General features: G+C 66.3%; 17 protein-coding genes. 10 read left to right on the top strand and 7 right to left on the bottom strand.

Annotated elements, in window-relative coordinates; translation table 11 throughout:
- Positions 1–37 precede the first annotated feature (37 nt).
- Positions 38–451 carry a DUF3619 family protein gene (locus tag HHL11_RS17500; protein WP_169419617.1) on the bottom strand — a complete coding sequence of 138 codons (414 nt, stop codon included), beginning with the start codon at positions 449–451 and terminating at the stop codon, positions 38–40.
- Positions 448–1017, bottom strand: coding sequence for an RNA polymerase sigma factor (locus HHL11_RS17505; protein ID WP_169419619.1), 570 nt, complete (start codon positions 1015–1017; stop codon positions 448–450). Before HHL11_RS17505 ends, HHL11_RS17500 begins: the two co-directional genes overlap by 4 nt.
- A gap of 278 nt (positions 1018–1295) precedes the next feature.
- On the opposite strand from HHL11_RS17505, the gene HHL11_RS17510 reads away from it, so the two are divergent.
- The 7 genes from HHL11_RS17510 (at position 1296) to pbpG (ending at position 10382) form a co-directional block, all read left to right on the top strand.
- Positions 1296–3071, top strand: coding sequence for an acetolactate synthase 3 catalytic subunit (locus HHL11_RS17510; protein WP_169419620.1), 1776 nt, complete (start codon positions 1296–1298; stop codon positions 3069–3071).
- Between the two features lie 218 nt (positions 3072–3289).
- Positions 3290–3781: an acetolactate synthase small subunit gene (gene ilvN / locus HHL11_RS17515; protein ID WP_169419622.1), complete on the top strand. Its 492-nt coding sequence runs from the start codon at positions 3290–3292 to the stop codon at positions 3779–3781.
- 41 nt (positions 3782–3822) lie between these two features.
- Positions 3823–4839, top strand: coding sequence for a ketol-acid reductoisomerase (ilvC, locus tag HHL11_RS17520; protein WP_169419624.1), 1017 nt, complete (start codon positions 3823–3825; stop codon positions 4837–4839).
- A 130-nt stretch (positions 4840–4969) separates the two neighbouring features.
- Positions 4970–5782 carry a CDP-diacylglycerol--serine O-phosphatidyltransferase gene (gene pssA, locus HHL11_RS17525; protein ID WP_169419626.1) on the top strand — a complete coding sequence of 271 codons (813 nt, stop codon included), beginning with the start codon at positions 4970–4972 and terminating at the stop codon, positions 5780–5782.
- Between the two features lie 216 nt (positions 5783–5998).
- Complete coding sequence (leuA, locus tag HHL11_RS17530; RefSeq protein WP_169419627.1) at positions 5999–7681, top strand: 2-isopropylmalate synthase; 1683 nt, start codon at positions 5999–6001, stop codon at positions 7679–7681.
- On the top strand, positions 7666–9204 hold the full coding sequence (locus HHL11_RS17535) for a 2-isopropylmalate synthase (protein WP_169419629.1): 1539 nt from the start codon (positions 7666–7668) through the stop codon (positions 9202–9204). Before leuA ends, HHL11_RS17535 begins: the two co-directional genes overlap by 16 nt.
- A 176-nt stretch (positions 9205–9380) precedes the next feature.
- On the top strand, positions 9381–10382 hold the full coding sequence (gene pbpG, locus HHL11_RS17540; RefSeq protein WP_425355212.1) for a D-alanyl-D-alanine endopeptidase: 1002 nt from the start codon (positions 9381–9383) through the stop codon (positions 10380–10382).
- A gap of 146 nt (positions 10383–10528) precedes the next feature.
- Here pbpG and HHL11_RS17545 read toward each other — a convergent pair whose 3' ends face one another.
- Genes HHL11_RS17545 through aat form a run of 3 tightly spaced genes read right to left on the bottom strand, consistent with a single transcriptional unit; the run spans position 10529 to position 12863 of the window.
- Positions 10529–11326: an IclR family transcriptional regulator gene (locus HHL11_RS17545; protein WP_169419632.1), complete on the bottom strand. Its 798-nt coding sequence runs from the start codon at positions 11324–11326 to the stop codon at positions 10529–10531.
- A 53-nt stretch (positions 11327–11379) separates the two neighbouring features.
- Positions 11380–12120, bottom strand: a complete 741-nt coding sequence (locus HHL11_RS17550) for an arginyltransferase (protein ID WP_169419634.1) — start codon at positions 12118–12120, stop codon at positions 11380–11382.
- The gene (gene aat / locus HHL11_RS17555) at positions 12117–12863 is read right to left on the bottom strand and encodes a leucyl/phenylalanyl-tRNA--protein transferase (protein WP_169419635.1); all 747 of its coding nucleotides are present in this window, start codon (positions 12861–12863) and stop codon (positions 12117–12119) included. Before aat ends, HHL11_RS17550 begins: the two co-directional genes overlap by 4 nt.
- A 162-nt stretch (positions 12864–13025) precedes the next feature.
- Here aat and HHL11_RS17560 point away from each other — a divergent pair, with 162 nt between their 5' ends.
- Positions 13026–13349: a PilZ domain-containing protein gene (locus HHL11_RS17560; RefSeq protein WP_169419637.1), complete on the top strand. Its 324-nt coding sequence runs from the start codon at positions 13026–13028 to the stop codon at positions 13347–13349.
- A gap of 13 nt (positions 13350–13362) precedes the next feature.
- Here HHL11_RS17560 and HHL11_RS17565 read toward each other — a convergent pair whose 3' ends face one another.
- A complete protein-coding gene (locus HHL11_RS17565; protein ID WP_169419638.1) occupies positions 13363–13725 on the bottom strand; it encodes a PilZ domain-containing protein in 363 nt (120 codons plus the stop codon).
- A 211-nt stretch (positions 13726–13936) separates the two neighbouring features.
- On the opposite strand from HHL11_RS17565, the gene HHL11_RS17570 reads away from it, so the two are divergent.
- Positions 13937–14101: a hypothetical protein gene (locus HHL11_RS17570; protein ID WP_169419640.1), complete on the top strand. Its 165-nt coding sequence runs from the start codon at positions 13937–13939 to the stop codon at positions 14099–14101.
- Between the two features lie 109 nt (positions 14102–14210).
- Positions 14211–14417 (top strand): hypothetical protein, encoded by a 207-nt coding sequence (locus HHL11_RS17575; protein WP_169419642.1) that lies wholly within the window; start codon positions 14211–14213, stop codon positions 14415–14417.
- On the opposite strand, the gene HHL11_RS17580 is transcribed toward HHL11_RS17575, so the two are convergent.
- Positions 14414–14776, bottom strand: coding sequence for a SpoIIAA family protein (locus HHL11_RS17580; protein ID WP_169419644.1), 363 nt, complete (start codon positions 14774–14776; stop codon positions 14414–14416). The two genes, HHL11_RS17575 and HHL11_RS17580, sit on opposite strands and share 4 nt — an antisense overlap.
- Positions 14777–14882 lie beyond the last annotated feature (106 nt).

Here is a 14882-nt window from a genome sequence, read left to right on the forward strand (position 1 = left end):
CGTGGTCGCGGGGCTGGCGGCATCATTCCGGTGGCCCTTATTCGCCGCCGGATTTGAGGTACTGGACGAAGCCCGGATCCGCATAGGCGGCGGGCGGCAGGTCGTCGGTCAGCAGGGCGGCATCGACCTCGGCGATTTCCGCCGCGCGCTTGTCGTTCTGCACCACGTGGATGGTCACCAGGCCGGCGGCCAGGACGAGCAGCGGCAGCACCGAAGCGATGCGGTTCCACAGGCTCAGGCCTTCGCCGAGTGTTGCGGCGCCGCCACGACCCACCAGGATGGGCGTGTGTTCGGCGACCGGTTTGCGGACCTGCAGGGCCCGCACGCGGGCGGCACGCAGCCTTTCGCGCACTTCGTAGTCCAGCGCGTCCGCCCCGGTTTCCAGGCGCGCCGCCACCATGCGGCCGAAGCGGTCCGCAGCCTGCGAGCTGATTGGGTCGTTGCTGGTCATAGTTGTATTCCCTTTGCCTTCAGTGCCTTGCTGAGGGCGGCAACTGCCCGTGAGCAGTGCGTTTTGACACTGCCTTCCGAGCAGCCCATGGCGGCCGCCGTCTCGGCAACGTCCATGTCCTCCCAGTAACGCATCAAAAACGCTTCGCGTTGACGGGCGGGCAGCTCCATGATCTCGGTTTCGATCTCACGCAAGACCTGGGCCCGCCGTGTCGCGTCCTCCGCGCTCTCGACCTGCTGAGAATGCTCCGGCGAGGAATAAGTTTCAAGAAGATCGAAATCGCCCCCGTCTTCGGAGCTGGATTCGAAGTCGCTCAGGTTGGAAAACAGGGCGTTGCGGGTCTTCTGGCGGCGGAACCAGTCCAGCGTGCAGTTGGACAGGATGCGCTGGAACAGCATGGGCAGCTCGTTGGGCGGCTTGTCCCCATAGTGCTCGGCCAGCTTCATCATGCTGTCCTGCACGATGTCCAGGGCGGATTCCTCTTCGCGCACGTGGTACACGGTGCGCTTGAAGGCCCGCTTTTCCACGCTCTGCAGGAAATCGGAGAGTTCGCGGTCGGTTGCCAAGGATCCGTGGGCGCTGGTGGAAATACGGGTTGGGGGTCCGCCGGGCCAGGACGCGGCCGGGACTGGACAGCCGGAAATTATGGCATTGCAGGGCCGGGCATGTGGGCAAGGTTCTGTTGCAGTGCGATAATGGCGGCTGCAAGTCAAAGGCAAACGAGTCCGGATCCGGCGGCGCAATCGGCCCGCCCATGGCCCGAGGCTCTAAGTCCCGACGTCGCCTCACGAGGGTGGGCGAAGGGGCACCCCAAGGTTCGTTTTCGAAACCCTAAAGGTTGATCATGGAAATCTCGAGGACGGAGCTCAGCTCCGCGGCCGCAGCCTCTTCCGGCCACTCCCAGGACCTCCGCGGCGCGGAAATCCTCATCAAGTGCCTCCAGGCCGAGAGCGTCAAGTACGTCTGGGGCTACCCCGGCGGCGCTGCCCTGCACATCTACGATGCGATGTACAAGCAGGACACCATCCAGCACGTGCTGGTGCGCCACGAACAGGCCGCCGTGCATGCCGCTGACGGCTACGCCCGCGCCACCGGCGACGTCGGCGTCTGCCTGGTGACCTCCGGCCCCGGCGTCACCAACGCGGTGACCGGCCTGGCCACTGCCTACATGGATTCGATCCCGGTGGTGCTGATCACCGCGCAGGTGCCCAGCACGGTCATCGGCCAGGACGCCTTCCAGGAGTGCGACACCGTCGGCATCACCCGCCCGATCGTCAAGCACAACTTCCTGGTGAAGGACGTGCGCCAGCTCGCCGAGGTGATGAAGAAGGCCTTCCACATCGCCCGCAGCGGCCGTCCCGGCCCGGTGGTGGTGGACGTGCCCAAGGACATCTCCTTCGCCAAGACGCAGTGGAACGGCTACCCGGACAAGATCGAGCTGCGCTCGTACAAGCCGGTGCACAAGGGCCACGGCGGCCAGATCCGCAAGGCGGTGCAGCTGCTGCTGGCGGCCAAGCGCCCCTACATCTACACCGGCGGCGGCGTGGTGCTGGGCAACGCCACCGAGGAACTGCGCACGCTGGCGCGCATGCTCGGAGTGCCCGTCACCAACACGCTGATGGGCCTGGGCACGATGCCCGGCACCGACCCGCAGTTCCTGGGCATGCTGGGCATGCACGGCACGATCGAGGCCAACAACGCCATGCAGAACTGCGACGTGCTGCTGGCCGTGGGCGCGCGCTTCGACGACCGCGTGATCGGCAACCCGAAGCACTTCGCGCAGGCCGAGCGCAAGATCATCCACATCGACGTGGATCCTTCCAGCATTTCCAAGCGCGTCAAGGTCGACATCCCGATCGTCGGCGACGTCAAGGACGTGCTCGACGAACTGATCGCCCAGGTCAAGGAAGCCGGCCAGAAGCCGGACCCGGCGGCGCTGGGCGGCTGGTGGGACCAGATCGCCGAGTGGCGCAAGCGCGACTGCCTGCGCTACGACCGCAACAACCGCGACGTCATCAAGCCGCAGCACGTGATCGAGACGCTGTGGAACCTGACGAAGGACACCGAGACCTACATCACGTCCGACGTCGGCCAGCACCAGATGTGGGCCGCGCAGTTCTACAAGTTCCCCGAGCCGCGCCGCTGGATCAACAGCGGCGGCCTGGGCACCATGGGCGTGGGCATTCCCTACGCCATGGGCATCAAGCTGGCCAAGCCCGATGCGGAAGTGTTCTGCATCACCGGCGAAGGCTCGGTGCAGATGTGCATCCAGGAACTCTCGACCTGCCTGCAGTACAACACGCCGATCAAGATCTGCGCGCTGAACAACCGCTACCTGGGCATGGTGCGCCAGTGGCAGCAGCTCGATTACGAGGGCCGCTACAGCCACAGCTACATGGACGCCCTGCCGAACTTCGTGAAGCTGGCCGAGGCCTATGGCCACGTGGGCATGCTGATCGAGCGCCCCGAGGACGTCGAGCCGGCGCTGCGCGAGGCGCGCAAGCTGAAGGACCGCACCGTGTTCATGGACTTCCGCACCGACCCGACCGAAAACGTCTGGCCGATGGTGAAGGCGGGGCAAGGCATCACGGAAATGCTGCTCGGGTCGGAAGACCTCTAACCCCCGGACCCAACTTCCGGACGCAAAGGGCGCAAAGGATTCGCAAAGGACGCAAAAGAAGACATCAAGGAAAATCCATTTTTTGGTTTTCTTTTGCGTCCTTTGCGTGACCTTCGCGTCCTTGGCGTCCGGAAGTCCGATTTCAAAGACGAATCTATTGACCGCCGAGCCTGGCACTTACCGGTGCCAGGGGAGGGCGGCGAAAAGAGGAATCGCATATGAAGCACATCATTGCCGTGCTGCTCGAGAACGAGCCCGGCGCACTCTCCCGCGTGGTGGGCCTGTTTTCGGCCCGCGGCTACAACATCGAGTCGCTCACCGTGGCGCCGACGGAAGACCCGTCGCTGTCGCGGATGACCATCCAGACCACCGGCTCCGACGACGTGATCGAGCAGATCACCAAGCACCTGAACCGCCTCATCGAGGTGGTGAAGGTGGTCGACCTCACCGAAGGCGCCTACACCGAGCGCGAGCTCATGATGGTGAAGGTGCGCGCGGTGGGCAAGGAGCGCGAGGAGATGAAGCGCATGGCGGACATCTTCCGCGGCCGCATCATCGACGTCACCGACAAGAGCTACACCATCGAGCTCACCGGCGACCAGTCCAAGAACGACGCCTTCCTGGTCGCCATCGACCGGACCGCCATTCTCGAGACGGTGCGCACCGGCGCCAGCGGCATCGGCCGCGGCGAACGCATCCTGCGCGCCTGACGCGCACCCACAACCCCAACCCGATTCACCCAGGAGCAACCATGAAGGTTTTTTACGACAAGGACTGTGATCTCAGCCTGATCAAGGGCAAGACGGTCGCGATCATCGGCTACGGTTCGCAGGGCCACGCCCACGCGCAGAACCTGAACGACAGCGGCGTCAAGGTCATCGTCGGCCTGCGCAAGGGCGGCGCCAGCTGGCCCAAGGTGGAGAAGGCCGGCCTGAAGGTCGCCGAAGTCGCCGAGGCCGTGAAGTCCGCCGACGTCGTCATGATCCTGCTGCCCGACGAGCAGATCGCCACGGTCTACAAGAACGACGTCGAGCCGAACATCAAGCAGGGCGCCTCGCTCGCCTTCGCCCACGGCTTCAACGTGCACTATGGCCAGGTCCAGCCGCGCGCCGACCTCGACGTGTGGATGGTGGCGCCCAAGGCCCCCGGCCACACCGTGCGCAACACCTACACCCAGGGCGGCGGCGTGCCCCACCTGGTGGCGGTGCACCAGGACAAGACCGGCAAGGCCCGTGACCTGGCCCTGTCGTACGCGATGGCCAACGGCGGCGGCAAGGCCGGCATCATCGAGACCAACTTCCGCGAAGAGACCGAGACCGACCTGTTCGGCGAGCAGGCCGTGCTGTGCGGCGGCACCGTGGAACTGATCAAGGCCGGCTTCGAGACGCTGGTGGAAGCCGGCTACGCGCCCGAAATGGCCTACTTCGAGTGCCTGCACGAGCTGAAGCTGATCGTGGACCTGATCTACGAAGGCGGCATCGCGAACATGAACTACTCGATCTCCAACAACGCGGAGTACGGCGAGTACGTGACGGGCCCGCGCGTCATCACCGACGAGACCAAGAAGGTGATGAAGCAGGTCCTGAAGGACATCCAGACCGGCGAATACGCCAAGAGCTTCATCCTGGAAAACCGCGCCGGCGCGCCGACCCTGCTGTCGCGCCGCCGTCTGAACGCCGAGCACCAGATCGAGGTGGTGGGCGAGCAGCTGCGCGCGATGATGCCCTGGATCAAGAAGAACAAGCTGGTCGACCAGACCCGCAACTAAGCTCCGTCATTCCCGCCGACGCGGGAACCCGGAGCTTTGAGGAGCGCCCGCAACAGCGGGCGTTTTCTTTGGGAGCCCTGGTTCCCCGCCTGCGCGGGGATGACGAGGGGAGGCCTTACACTTTCGGAATATGCACGACGGACACGAGGACGAACACCTTCCCGAGGGCGTGGTGGTGCGCAAGCGCCGCAAGGGGATCTACATCCTGCCCAACCTGTTCACGCTGGCCGCGCTGTTCGGCGGCTTCTACGCGGTCGTCATGGCCATGAACGGCCGTTTCGACATGGCGGCCGCCGGCGTCTTCAGCGCCATGGTGCTGGACAGCCTGGACGGGCGGGTGGCCCGCATGACCAACACCCAGAGCGCCTTCGGCGAGCAGATGGATTCGCTCTCCGACATGGTCTCCTTCGGCGCCGCGCCGGCGCTGATCGCCTACGAGTGGACCCTGAAGGGCCTGGGCCGCTGGGGCTGGATCGCCGCCTTCGTCTATTGCTCCTGCGCCGCGCTGCGCCTGGCGCGCTTCAACGTCAACACCGGCTCGGTGGACAAGCGCTACTTCCAGGGCCTGCCTTCGCCGGCCGCCGCGGCGCTGGTTACCGGCTTCATCTGGCTGATGGACGAATACCAGGTCAAGCCCTACGACGTCATGTGGGTCATGTTCGCCGTGCAGCTGTATGCCGGCCTCACCATGGTCACCAACGTGCCGTTCTACAGCTTCAAGGACATCCACATGAAGAAGAGCGTGCCCTTCGTCGTGATCGTGCTGATCGCGCTGGGCTTCGCCTTCATCGCCATCCACCCGCCGGTGGTGCTGTTCGGGATCTTCTGCGTCTACGGCCTCTCGGGCTACGGCGTCTACGCCTGGCGCCGCTCGCGCGGCCAGCGTGCCAGCGTCATCAGCACGTCGACCGACGAGCCGGAAGAGTCCGGACTGCATCGCTAGAAAACCCTGATGTTGCGCCGCGCCAAACCTGTGGTACATTGAAAGTCATGAACCGCATCGCGCTGGCCCTACTGCTAATCCCCCACGGGCGGAGACGGTAGCGCGCACGCGCAATTAATTCCCGGATCACGGCCCGTTTGCACCAGCAGCGGGCCGTTTTTCTTTTGGGGCTGCCGGTACACCTACCACTTACCGATAAGCGAGAAGCACATGCCGATGTTGAAGAACCCCGCCAGCAAGTACCGCCCGTTCGCCCCGATCGGCCTGAAGGACCGCACGTGGCCGGACGCGGTGCTGACCGAGCCTCCGGTCTGGTGCAGCGTGGACCTGCGGGACGGCAACCAGGCGCTGATCGAGCCCATGGACATCCAGCGCAAGCTGCGCATGTTCGAGACGCTGGTCGACATCGGCTTCAAGGAGATCGAGGTGGGCTTCCCCTCGTCTTCGCAGATCGAGTGGGACTTCGTGCGCAAGCTGATCGAGGAAGACCTCATTCCGCGCGACGTCACCATCCAGGTGCTGACCCAGGCCCGCGAGCCGCTGATCCGCCGCACCTTCGAATCGCTCAAGGGCGCCCGGCGCGCCATCGTCCACCTGTACAACGCCACCGCGCCGGTGATGCGCAACGTGGTGCTGGGCCTGGACGAGGACGGCATCGTCGAACTCGCCACCTCGCAGGCCCGCCTGTTCAAGGAACTGGCCGCGCAGCAGCCCGAGACCGAGTGGATGTTCGAGTACTCGCCCGAGATGTTCTCCGGCACCGAGCTGCCCTTCGCCAAGCGCGTGGTCGACGCGGTCACCGCGGTCTGGCAGCCGACGCCGGCGCGCAAGTGCATTGTCAACCTGCCGACGACGGTGGAACTGTCCACGCCCAACATCTTCGCCGACATGATCGAGTGGATGCATCGCAACATCGAGCGGCGCGATTCCGTCGTGCTGTCGGTGCACCCGCACAACGACCGAGGCACCGGCACCGCCACCGCCGAACTGTCCGTGATGGCCGGCGCCGACCGCCTGGAAGGCTGCCTGTTCGGCAACGGCGAGCGCACCGGCAACCTCGACATCGTCAACGTCGCGCTGAATCTCTACAGCCAGGGCGTGAACCCGGGCCTGGACTTCTCCGACATCGACGAGATCCGCCGCACCGTGGAGCACTGCAACCAGCTGCCGGTGCATCCGCGCCATCCGTATGTGGGCGACCTGGTCTACACCTCGTTCTCCGGTTCGCACCAGGACGCCATCAAGAAAGCCTTCGGCGCCCGCAAGGAAACCGACATCTGGGACATGCCCTACCTGCCCATCGACCCCAAGGACGTGGGCCGCAGCTACGAGGCGGTCATCCGCGTCAACAGCCAGTCGGGCAAGGGCGGCATCAGCTACCTGCTGGAAGCCGAATACGGGCTGGAGCTGCCGCGCCGCCTGCAGATCGAGTTCAGCCAGGTGGTGCAGGGCGTGATGGACCAGGAAGGCAAGGAGTTGAGCGCGCAGGACCTCTGGAACCTGTTCCAGGGCGAGTACCGCGTCGGGCAGGCCGAAGTCACCCACCAGGTGACCGAATCGGGCAGCGACCAGCTGACCCTGGCCGCCGACGTGAAGATCGGCCACGAGTCGATCACCGTGCGTGGCACCGGCAACGGCCCCATCGACGCCTTCGTGCAAGGCCTCTCGGAATCCACGGGCGAAACCATCCGCGTGCTGGACTACCATGAGCACGCCGTCGCGGCCGGCGCCGATGCGCGTGCCGTCGCCTACCTGGAAATCCGCGTGGGCGAACGCACCCTGTTCGGCGTGGGCAGCGACGCGAACATCGTGTCCGCCTCGCTCAAGGCGATCGTGTCGGGCCTGCAGCGTGCAGGCCTGGTCGAGGCGGCGAAGGAGTCCTCATGGCAGACCAACTGATCATTTTCGACACGACCCTGCGCGACGGCGAGCAGTCGCCCGGCGCGTCCATGACCAAGGACGAGAAGCTGCGCATCGCGCGCCAGCTCGAGCGCCTGAAGGTGGACGTCATCGAGGCCGGCTTCGCGGCCAGCTCCAACGGCGACTTCGAGGCCGTGCACGCCATCGCGCAGGCCATCAGGGAGTCGACTGTCTGTTCGCTGGCGCGGGCCAACGACCGCGACATCTCGCGCGCGGCCGAGGCGCTGAAGGGCGCCGAGCGGGCGCGCATCCACACCTTCATCGCCACCTCGCCGCTGCACATGGAGAAGAAGCTGCGGATGACGCCGGAGCAGGTGCTGGAGCAGGCCAAGCTGTCGGTGCGCTTCGCCCGCAACCTGTGCGGCGACATCGAGTTCTCGCCCGAGGACGGCTACCGCAGCGACATCGACTTCCTCTGCCGCGTGCTGGAGACGGTGATCGCCGAGGGCGCGACCACGATCAATGTGCCGGACACGGTGGGCTACGCCGTGCCGGAGCTGTACGGCAACTTCTTCAAGACCTTGCGCGAGCGCATCCCCAACGCCGACAAGGCGGTGTGGTCGGTGCACTGCCACAACGACCTCGGCATGGCGGTGGCCAACTCGCTGGCCGGCGTCAAGATCGGCGGCGCGCGGCAGGTCGAATGCACCATCAACGGCCTCGGTGAACGGGCGGGCAACTGCTCGCTGGAAGAGATCGTGATGGCCGTGAAGACGCGCAAGGACTACTTCGACCTCGAGGTGAACATCGACGCGAAGCACCTGGTGCCGGCCAGCCGCATGGTCAGCCAGACCACCGGCTTCGTCGTGCAGCCGAACAAGGCCGTGGTGGGCGCGAACGCCTTCGCGCACGCTTCCGGCATCCACCAGGACGGCGTGCTGAAGGCGCGCGACACCTACGAGATCATGCGCGCCGAGGACGTGGGCTGGAGCGCCAACAAGATCGTGCTGGGCAAGCTGTCGGGCCGCAACGCGTTCAAGCAGCGCCTGCAGGACCTGGGCGTGCAGCTGGAGAGCGAGGCCGACGTCAACGTCGCCTTCGCCAAGTTCAAGGAACTGGCCGACCGCAAGAGCGAAATCTTCGACGAGGACATCCTGGCGCTGGTGAGCGAGGAGGCGCAGCAGCACGAGCAGGAAACCTACCGCTTCGTGGCCCTCAGCCAGCACAGCGAGACCGGCGAGCGGCCCCATGCCGAGGTGGTGTTCACTGCCGACGGCAAGGAGGTGCGGGGCGCTTCCGACGGCAACGGTCCGGTGGACGCTTCGCTGAAGGCGATCGAGAGCTTCGTGAAGAGCGGGGCGGAGATGGTGTTGTATTCGGTCAACGCCATCAGCGGTTCCACCGAGAGCCAGGGCGAGGTGACGGTGCGGCTGCAGAACTCCGGCCGGGTGGTCAATGGCGTGGGTGCGGACCCCGATATCGTGGTCGCTTCGGCCAAGGCTTACCTGAGCGCGCTCAACAAGTTGCAGAGCAAGTCGGACCGGGTGGCGGCGCAGGGATAAGGGTTACTACTGATAATCTGCATCGAGACTTTAGGATAATTTCCTAAGTGCTTGATTTGTGTAAGTTTTGGAGCCCGAAGTACACTGCGCAGCCAGGTCGTGCGTTCAGCAGTCAAGCCCATCGCACACCTGATCGTCGTTACGGAGTCCGCGCCTTGAACCGATTCGTCCACAGCATTGCAGTCAGCCTGCTGGCCCTCTCGCTCGTTCCGCTGGGCGCGAACGCAGAGACGCATATCGTCAAGAAGAAGCACGGCGAGGTCGCGAAGTCCTCGCGCGTGAGCAAGACCTTCGTGGCAGGCGCGCGCGGCAACACCGTTGTCAAGGCCAGCCGCCGCTCCGTCGTGCGCCTGGCGCCGGCCGTGCCCTCCTATGGCCAGCTTGCCGGCCTGCACCAGACCTCCGACGACCTCGACCTGAAGTCCAGCGTGGCCCTGGTCCTGGACCAGGACACCAACGAAGTCCTGCTGCGCAAGAACGATTCCGCCGTCCTGCCGATCGCGTCGCTCACCAAGCTGATGACGGGCCTGGTCATGTCCGAGGCCAAGCTGCCGATGGACGAGATGATCACCATCACCGACGACGACGTCGACACCGAAAAGCACAGCTCTTCGCGCTTGCGCGTGGGCACCACCCTGAGCCGCGAGGAGCTGATGCACCTGGCGCTCATGTCCAGCGAGAACCGCGCTGCGCACGCCCTGGGCCGCACCTATCCCGGCGGCCTCAGCGCCTTCGTCGATGCGATGAACACCAAGGCGCAGTTGCTGGGCATGAAGGACACGAAGTACGTCGAGCCCACCGGCCTTTCCAGCAAGAACCAGTCGAGCGCGCAGGATCTGGCGCGTCTCGTCGGCACCGCCGCGCGTGACCCGCTGCTGCGCGAGTTCACCACCTCGCCCAGCCACCAGGTCGCCGTCGGCAGCCGCATGATGGAATTCCACACGACCAACCGCCTGGTGAAGAACCCGGCGTGGGACATCGGCCTGCAGAAGACCGGCTTCATCAACGAAGCGGGCCAGTGCCTGGTGATGGAAGCCAAGATCGCCGGCCGCAAGCTGATCATGGTCTTCCTCGACTCCGCCGGCAAGTTGAGCCGCATCGGCGACGCCGAGCGCGTGCGCAAGTGGGTCGAAACGCAGATGCCCGGCGCTACCGTCGTCCGGCAAGTGAGTAGTTGAATCGGAAGGCGGACTTCCGGACGCAAAAGGCGCAAAAGTACGCAAAGGTCGCAAAAAAAGCCCTTGGGATTTTCTCCTCAAGGGCTTTTTCTCTTTTGCGTCTTTCGCGTACCTTTTGCGGCCTTTGCGTCCGGATGTCCTGACCCTTACGCAGCCATCCGCTGCGCCGAAGCCTTGTGCCCCAGTGCCGTCGAGATTTCGTTGGCGGTCCCTTGCAGCTTGGACAGCCAGCTTTCGTCCAGCCGGTCGGCCGGGGCGGAGATCGACAGGCCGGCCACCAGGCGGGCCTGGTCGTCGTAGATGCCGGCGGCCATGCAGCGCACGCCCAGCTCCAGTTCCTCGTTGTCGCGGGCGATGCCGTACTGGCGCGCCTTGGCCAGCTCGCGCTCCAGCACCGGCAACTGCGTGATGCTGTTCTTGGTGTGGCCAGCCAGGCCCGTGCGCGTGGCATAGGCACGCACCCGCTGCGCGTCGTCCGCCGCCAGGAACAGCTTGCCGGTGGAAGTGAGGTGCAGCGGCGCACGGCCGCCGATGGCGCGCACCACCTGCATGCCGGAGCGCTCGCTGTACGCCCGCTCGACGTAGACGATCTCGTCGCCCTGGCGCACGCTCAGGTTCACCGGCTGCTGGATCTGCTTGTGCAGCTCGCGCATGGGCGCCAGCGCGGCGTCGCGCACGTTCAGGCGCGCCTTCACCAGGTTGCCCAGCTCCAGCAGGCGCATGCCCAGGCGGTAGCTGCCGGCCTCGGGGCGGTCGACGAAACGGCCGGTGGCGAGGTCGTTGAGGATGCGGTGGGTGGTCGACGGGTGCAGGCCCGTCTTCTCGCTGATTTCCTTGAGGGAGACCGCATCCTCGCGCGAGGCGAGCACGTCGATCAGCGCGAACATGCGCTCGATCACCTGGATGGTCGGAGTGGCCGCAGCCTGGGGGTCGGTTTTTCGCATGGCCCGGCGATTTTACAGGGTGAAATCGCCAAGGGCCAAACCGGCCGGAACGGTCAGGTACCCGGGACCCACTTCCCGTCGACCAGCACCTCGTGCGGGTTGAAGCGGGCCTTGTAGTTCATCTTGTCGCTCTCGCCTATCCAGTAGCCCAGGTAAACGTGCGGTAGCCGCAGGCGCTTGGCCTGGTCGATCTGCCACAGCACGCTGTAGGTGCCATAGCTCGCCGCCGCGTCGGGCTCGTAGAAGGTGTAGACGGCGGAGATGCCGTCGTTGAGCACATCGAGGATGGAGACCATGCGCAGCGCGCCTGGCAGCCCGTTGTCGGTGGGCCGCTCGCGGAACTCCACCAGCCGCGAGTTCACCCGGCTCTGCAGCAGGAACTGCGTGTACTGGTCGATGCTGTCGTGGTCCATGCCGCCGCCGGCATGGCGGCCGGTCTGGTAGCGCAGGTACAGCTGGTAGTGCTCCGGCACGAAGCACAGCCGCAGCACGCGCGCCTGCAGGTTCTCGTGCTGCGCCCAGGCCCGGCGCTGGCTGCGGTTCGGGCTGAAGCGTTCGGCCTGCACGCGCAGCGGCACGCAGGCGCGGCAGCCGTCGCAATACGGCCGGTAGGTGAACATGCCGCTGCGGCGGAACCCGCTGGTCACGAGGTCCGAGTAGGCGTCGTTGTGGATCAGGTGGCTGGGCGTGGCGACCTGCGAGCGGGCCTGCTTGCCCGGCAGGTAGCTGCAAGGATAAGGCGCCGTCGCATAGAACTGCAGCGTCTGGAGCGGAAGATCCTTGAGGTGCGTCACGCTTTCGAAGTGTGCGGCAGGAGTGCGTTCCAGTATACGGGTTCGAACTGCCAGCGCGGGGACGCAAGTTGTGCCTGCCGCCCCACCTGTTGCACAAAATCCCGGCGCGCGACCTCGCGCGCGCCCAGCGAGGCGAGGTGGCGCGTGTTCTGCTGGCAGTCGATCATCGCAATGCCCGCGTGCCGGCACCACGCCACCAGTGCGGCCAGCGCGATCTTCGAGGCGTCAGGCACGCGCGTGAACATCGATTCGCCGAACACTGCGCGGCCGATGCCAACGCAATACAGGCCGCCGGCGAGCTCGCCATCGATCCAGGTCTCCACGCTGTGCGCGAAGCCGGCGGCATGGAAGCCCTCGTAGGCGGAGACCATGGCGGGGACGATCCACGTGCCCGACTGGCCGGGCCGCGGGCTGCCGGCGCAGGCGCGGATGACGCCGTCGAAATCGCTGTCGAAGCGCACCTCGCAGCGCGGGTCCTCCACGAATTTCTGGATCGTCTTGCGCAGCGACCGGTGCAGCCGGAATTCGCCCGTGAACAGCACCATGCGCGGGTCGGTGCTCCACCACAGGATGGGCTGGCCCTCGCTGAACCAGGGGAAGATGCCGGAGCCGTAGGCGCGTGCCAGCGTGTCCACGTCGAGCGACCCGCCGGCGGCCAGCAAGCCGGGCGCCGGTTGCTTCTGGTCCCATGCGCGTGCGGTGTCGGGAAAGGGATCGCCGGGGTTCAGCCAGGGCAGGTGCATCGGGGCGGGGCTTCGGTCATGCGCCCCCATTGTGCGCTGGCGCCGCGGCGCGCGCCGGGCGGCGTCCGAGCCGTCCGACACCGTGCGGTGCCGGGCGCCGACGAACCCGGTCACGCCGCCGCCCTAGGGTGGCGGTTTCCCATGACCTGACCTGGGACCGACATGGACAAGCCATCGCAACAGCAAGGGAGCGAGCAGCGGACCGCGGTGCGTTTCGACACGCACCTGCCGGTCCGGCTGGATGGGGAGCGCGCGGTCTCGCACAACATCAGCACCAATGGCATCTACTTCGAGACCGACGTGCCGCACGAGCTGGGCGCGCTGGTGAACCTCACGGTGGAGTTCCAGCTGTATGGCCAGCGGCACCGGCTGCTGTGCGAAGGCAAGGTGGTGCGGGTGGAAGCGCAGGGCACGCGCATCGGCGTGGCCGCGCGCCTGCTGGCGCCCCTCTTCACGCTGCAGGAGCCAGTGCAGTCGGGCACGTGAGCGCGCCGCGCGCTCAGGTAGCTCGCCGCAGGCGCGCTTCCGGCTCGGACGGGACGGCCACCGCCGGCTGCGACGCCGGCGCCAGCCGTGCGCCGATGGTGTAGCCCAGCGGGCCCTCTTGCACGCGCACGACCTCCGCTTCGCATTGCAGCGGGTAGTGGTGGCCGTCGAGCAGGTATTCGATCGTGACCTCGATGCGGTCGCCGGGCGCGTAGGGCCGGTCGACGACGAAGGACAGGCCGGTCGCGCTGAGGTCCTGCGTCGTCGCCTCGCCGCCGTTCACGCTGGCCGGCATGCTGGCCACGAAGCGTTCGGCCGCGCGGCGGTCCTCGCGCCGCCGCAGCGGAACCGCGATCGTGAGCTTCTCGGCAGCCATGCGCTTCTCCTGGGACAGAGGGCATGCTTGGCCGGCCCGCTGTCCAGCCGTGTAGGCCGAACCCGCAGGCCCGCGTCGGCATGCGCCGCACGCGGCGCATGCAGGAAGGCTCGAGTGGGACGGGTGACTACGCGACCCGCAGGACCTTTCCGACATGCCGTCCGGGCGCGCGCTTCGACGATGCCCGCTTGCCTGGTGAGGGAGAAACGCGATGCGACAAGAGAGCGAAGCCGCCGACCTGCCCGTGCAAGGGTCCGCGTCGAGGTTCGACCTGGAATGCGATGCCGAGATGTTCGGCGGCCTCGGCTGGTGGCTCACCGGAGGCGCGTCGCTGCTGCTGTGGACGGGCATCGCCCTGCTGCTCACCAGCGCCTGAGCGCGAAACTTTGCCTGTCAAGGGCTCCCCGCTTGCCTGAGCAGCAGGGCGGGGCACTGCGCCGTCGTGGCCGATCTGTGCCAAACTCCAGTTGCTTCTTCGCCTTCGCATGTCCAAGTCCCGCCCCGACGACCGCTCTCCGCTGATGCCCGAAGGCAAGCGCTGGGGCATGGGCGCGCGCAGCATCGTGCCCTACCTGTACGTGTCGCTGCTGGCCAAGCCCTTCAGCGGGCGCGAGGGCGAGGAAGACTTCATCCGCAACCCGGTGTTCCCGCACATGGACAACACCCTGCGGATGCTGAAGCGCGGGCACTAGTCGTCCGCCTGCAGCCAGGCCAGGGCTTCCTTTTCGTCGACGAAGACCAGCACGTTGGTGCCGTCGCGCCGTGCCGCCTTCTCGCTGATGCGGGTGATGCGGTCGGTGGGCACGACGGAGGCGATGCGGCGCATGTGGGACAGGCTGGTGGCGGCCGCCTGGCCGATGGCGAACTGTTCCTCGTTCGAGAACGGTGTCGCCACCTTGCGCAGGTCCACGAGCAGGACGTCGTGCTTCCAGCTGTCGCTGTCCACGCCCAGCAGGTGCACCAGCGCCAGCAGCTGGTCGAAAGTGGGTTCGCCCGTGACCGCGACACGGGTATAGAAGCGCTGCTGGGTGACGCTCACGTCGTAGCTCATCGCCCGCCCACTTTGCCATACCCGCCCTGTGACATGCGTGAGGATCCGTGAACGGGCGGTAGTTGTTGGCGGAAGGCCGAAGAAAAAAGTGTGAGTCGCGCGCACG

The sequence above is a fragment of the Ramlibacter agri genome (assembly GCF_012927085.1).
GTDB lineage: Bacteria > Pseudomonadota > Gammaproteobacteria > Burkholderiales > Burkholderiaceae_C > Ramlibacter > Ramlibacter agri.